The following is a 4420-nucleotide window of genomic DNA, read 5'->3' as shown; positions in this document are numbered from 1 at the left end:
GGGTGGTGCTACGAATCAATGGCTACTATCCACCCCATCTGTTTGAGACTGCTCTGGATTACGTTGCTTCTCATCTGGAGCAGAAACAAAGCTTCAAACACTATCTGGCCGATGTCGCACCAGTACCGAGTAGTGGAACGCTACATCAGGAAGAGAGTTATTTGAAATACCCACTGGATCTCAGAAGCAAGACAAGGGACACAGACAAGCCATTATTGGTCCTGATAGAGCAGAAACAGTGCGTGGCCTGCGATGAGCTTCACGATTCTATTCTGAGCGATAAAGCAGTCAGAAAAAGCCTGAAAGGTTTTGACATTGCCTTGGTCGATGCTTGGTCTAAGAAGAAGCTCACAACACCGGATGGACAGCAGGTTCCAGCGACAGAATGGGTCGATGCGCTGAATCTTTACTATTTTCCTGCAATGGTCTTTTTTAATGGGCAGGGAGATGAAGTTTTCCGAACCGAGGCATTCTTGAAGACCTTCCACACTCACGCTGCAATTGACTATGTTTTGCAGGAAAAATATCGGACTCAGCCAAGCTTCCAACGCTATGTCCGGGAGCGCGCCGAGCACCTAGAAACACAAGGCATAAAAGTTGAACTGATGAAGTAGCAGCGATGGAGTATTCGTTGACGATCAAAGGATTGTATCTGAAGCAACCCTTTGATCAGCAGATGGTGGGTCGTGCAGGGATCGAACCTGCGACCACCTGATTAAAAGTCAGATGCTCTACCAACTGAGCTAACGACCCGATCTAATCCAGGCTCTTCGAAGGGCCTGAATTTTCAAGAGCGCGAACGATACACCAGATTTTCCTCTGAGTAAAGCATTACGTGAAGACATGGGGTAACTCCCCCAGTTCTGCCTTTGACTCCTGTTCCTTGCGCCGTCCTCATACTTGGGCTGCTCAGCCTCGAAACGCTTTTGTACCCGCCGCTCGATCGATGCATGCGCACCATGGAGAGCGAAGCGAGGCGCGTTGTAGCCCCTAAAGTGTGAGCATAATGTATATTATGTTAAATATTGTATTTACCTTACATAGTTTGGATTATCTCCAACAACTGACTTAAGAGGCCCTATTCACCTGGGGGTTTTTCAGCAAATCGCTGAAGATATTTATAGATACCGGTTTACAGAAGAAATAACCTTGAGCCTCATCGCAGCCAAGTTCCCTAAGAAAGTCAAATTGAGCCTTGGTTTCGACGCCTTCACCTACTGTTGTCATGCCGAAATTGTGTGCTAGGGAGATGATGGTTTCAGCCACCGGAGACTTACATTTCTGTTCGGTAAGTTTGTAGATAAATGACTGATCAATTTTTAGGCGGTCGATCACAATTTCGTTAAGGTAAGAAAGGTTTGAATAGCCTGTACCAAAATCATCAATTGAGATAATGATGCCCTGGTCTTTCAGGCTGTGAATGGTGCGTTTGATTTGTAAAAAATTCTGCTCCAATGCGGATTCTGTTATTTCAAACTCTAGGTAGCGTGGGTTAACGCCGGTCTCTTTCAGGATAGAATTCACGCTGTTGATGAATTTATCATGACGGATTTGGACCGCTGAGATATTGATCGAAATGGGGATTACTCGCAATCCAGACTGCTGCCAAATGCTGATTCTGCAGCAGACTTCTCTAAGAACAAACTCACCCAGCTGCTCAATTAATCCATTTTCTTCAGCAATCGGGATGAAATAGCTGGGATCGATATAGCCTTGCTGGGGGTGCTTCCAGCGTATCAATGCCTCCGCACCACTCAATTGTCCATTCTTAACATTGATCTTTGGTTGGAAGAAAAGGGAGAATTGATCTCGCTGCAGCGCAATTCGCATATCATTTTCGATAGAAAGTTGCCGCTTAACCTTTGACAGCATTTCGGGATGGAAACAGCGAATACTATTTATCCCCTCCTCTTTCGCGGCTTTCCTTGTTGTATCAAGCTGATTGATGACACTTTCAGTCGTTATATTTTTTCCATCGAAAGTGGATATTGCGATGCTACTGGTGACATGTACTTCATGGTCAAAGATATGGAATGGTCGGGATATTCTGGCTTTAAATTTCTCAGCGATTGCGATCGCGGATTGGGTTGCAATATCTTGGTTTGAAGCGACTTCATTAAGAATCAAAGTAAACTGGCCGTCGCCAGACCTTGCCAGAGTATCGTCTCTTCGGACATTGCGCTTTAAGCGTTCGGCCAATTCCTTGAGTAATCGATCTGCAATCAAATGCCCAAGAGTCTGATTAACATTTACAAAGTGATCAATCTCAACGGAAAGAACTGCTCCCAGCACCCCGCTTCGTGCTGATCGTGCTAGAGATTGATCGAGTCGATCCAGAAGCAGTGTTCTGTTTGGCAAGCCTGTGGTCTCATCATGATAAGCACGGGCTATCATCTCATTCTGCTTGCGATATTGCGTGTTCAAGTCGACCATACTGACTAGGTAGTACGACTCTTTATCTTTTTCAGTTTGGATTGAGGTAATCTTGGCCCACAGAGGTTGCTGCTTTTGATCCTTTCTTTTACACCAAAGTTCACCTTCCCATCTGCCTGCAGATTCCAACGTCTTCATCATTTCAACGTAGAAATCATTGGAATGATGCTCAGAAGCAAGGATCTCCGAATCGCTTCCAACCAATTCATCAGGCTTGTATCCTGTCATGGTGGAAAATTCTTGGTTTACATGCTGAATTATTCCAGAGTGGTTGGTGATGAACATACTTTCCGGCACTTCAAATGCGGAGGCTGCCAGCCGAAGTTCAGATTCTGCCCGCTTGTTTGCGGTGATGTCATGATAGGTGACTACAACCGCCTCTAAATGACCATCATTACCCATCAAAGGCTGGCTGTTTGCCAGAAGTGAGATACGTTGGTTGGTATCTAGGTCGTAGAGAGAAAGTTCCAGTCCCTGCACTCTTTTGCCATTCAGCGCAAGTATCTGCGGTAACTCACTGTTCTTTAGAGCTCTTTTCCCTTGTGCATTGAAAACTTTATTTTTTATTTCAGGGATTGATAGTTGAGGTTTTGGAGAAGCTGATTGAAATAGATGATAGGCAGTGGCATTTAGGTATAAAGGAACCCTTGCACATCAAAGACCGCAACCCCATCAGCAACATGATCGAGGATTTGGTGCAGATACTCCTCCTCCGCATGAAGCGCAGTTTCATAACTTCTCCGTAAGCGAAATTCATAGAGGAGTTTTTTTCGAAAGTGATGGATAGCACCAATGAATGCTCCACCAACAAGCAGGTGAAGTGTGATTAGCGAAGAGATAAAAGCCGCGCTATTCGGAGTAACGAGTAGATTCCACGTAAGTGAAATGACAAAAAAGAGCGTTACGCCGATATAGGCGAAGCGCATCGCACGAGTTAGGTGCCTCGTATCCGCATGCCCGTCTGATTTTGTATTCCATTGGGTGCTGGGCGAGAAATCCATGGCTGATCAACCCTAATTTATATAAGGGTCAATGTAGACGGATTATCCCCACAAAATCAATCAGGCAATCGCTTCTCTAAACACTTTTTTTGTGGACCAGTTCTGAAGATAAGATAGGAATTGTGCTTTATGTATGGTTTTCTGGACAGATGCGGAACCGAAGGGCCCATATGGATAGACATCTATCCATATGGGGTTGGGTTACATCAGTAGGCTGGATAAGGGAAGGTAGGATAGGACGGGTACTGGTAATAGGGATAGTAGCCAGGATAAGGCCGCGGATAAACCGGGCGCTGCGCCGGTTTCATTGCATCCCTCAGATCCTTTTCTGCCTGCATCAGATCTCTCATTGCCTTTATTTCGGTGTCGGCCGCGTTACGCAAGTCATCAAATTCCTCCATGATCTTTGCAACCGATTCGACCCGCTGCTGACTCTGCTGCTCTCTCGCAGCGGCCTGTTCTGCCTGCATTGCATCAACTGATTGCTGGAAAGCGGTTGCAGAAGCTGGAGTCGCCGCACTCGCGCTTTGCGCTGGTGCCTCAGCACTCCCTGTATCAGTACTGGAGGCAGCTTCAGGCTCCGCTTGTTGGGGCTCGGCGCTTGCTTCATCAGAGGCTGCCTCGACACTGACCGCAGCGGCGGCAGTCACAGCTGTACTAGCAGGCGCTGCAGTAGTCTGTTGCTCGCCAGCAGCCGCAGCAACTTCAGGCTCTACTTGTTGGGGCTCAGAGTTTGCTTTATCAACGGTTGCCTCGGCACTGACTGCAGCGGTCGTAGTTACAGTCGTACTTGCAGTCACGGCCTGTTTAGCCGGGCTATTCGCCGGTTCGTCTGCTGTCTTGATCTGCTCAGGCGCGGCAGCTGATGGTGCACCATTTGTTTTGCCGATTTCTGCCACTGTTGTCGCTGGGGCCGAAGCCGTAGCGGCTTCGGCTGCCTCATTACCGGTTTGAGTAACAGCAGAGTCTGTTGCCTGAGCGGCATT

General features: G+C 47.2%; 3 protein-coding genes, 1 tRNA gene and 1 pseudogene. 1 reads left to right on the top strand and 4 read right to left on the bottom strand.

Going from position 1 to position 4420, the window contains the following annotated elements; translation table 11 throughout:
* Nucleotides 1–614 (top strand): thioredoxin family protein (locus RIFP1SYM_RS15920; protein ID WP_039960824.1); only part of this gene is annotated, 614 nt, incomplete at its 5' end.
* A gap of 63 nt (nt 615–677) precedes the next feature.
* On the opposite strand, the gene RIFP1SYM_RS15915 is transcribed toward RIFP1SYM_RS15920, so the two are convergent.
* The 4 genes and pseudogenes from RIFP1SYM_RS15915 to RIFP1SYM_RS15900 form a co-directional block, all read right to left on the bottom strand.
* Nucleotides 678–753 (bottom strand) — tRNA-Lys (locus RIFP1SYM_RS15915).
* 315 nt (nt 754–1068) lie between these two features.
* Nucleotides 1069–2913 carry a putative bifunctional diguanylate cyclase/phosphodiesterase gene (locus RIFP1SYM_RS15910; protein WP_005966761.1) on the bottom strand — a complete coding sequence of 615 codons (1845 nt, stop codon included), beginning with the start codon at nt 2911–2913 and terminating at the stop codon, nt 1069–1071.
* 149 nt (nt 2914–3062) lie between these two features.
* Nucleotides 3063–3434 (bottom strand): hypothetical protein, encoded by a 372-nt coding sequence (locus tag RIFP1SYM_RS15905; protein WP_139042185.1) that lies wholly within the window; start codon nt 3432–3434, stop codon nt 3063–3065.
* 206 nt (nt 3435–3640) lie between these two features.
* Nucleotides 3641–4420, bottom strand: a pseudogene (locus RIFP1SYM_RS15900) (hypothetical protein); the annotation flags it as partial.

It is taken from the genome of endosymbiont of Riftia pachyptila (vent Ph05) (genome assembly GCF_000224455.1).
Taxonomy (GTDB): domain Bacteria; phylum Pseudomonadota; class Gammaproteobacteria; order Chromatiales; family Chromatiaceae; genus Endoriftia; species Endoriftia persephonae.
Note: the sequence above shows the minus strand (reverse complement) of the source record. Positions and strands in the feature narration are given on the sequence as shown.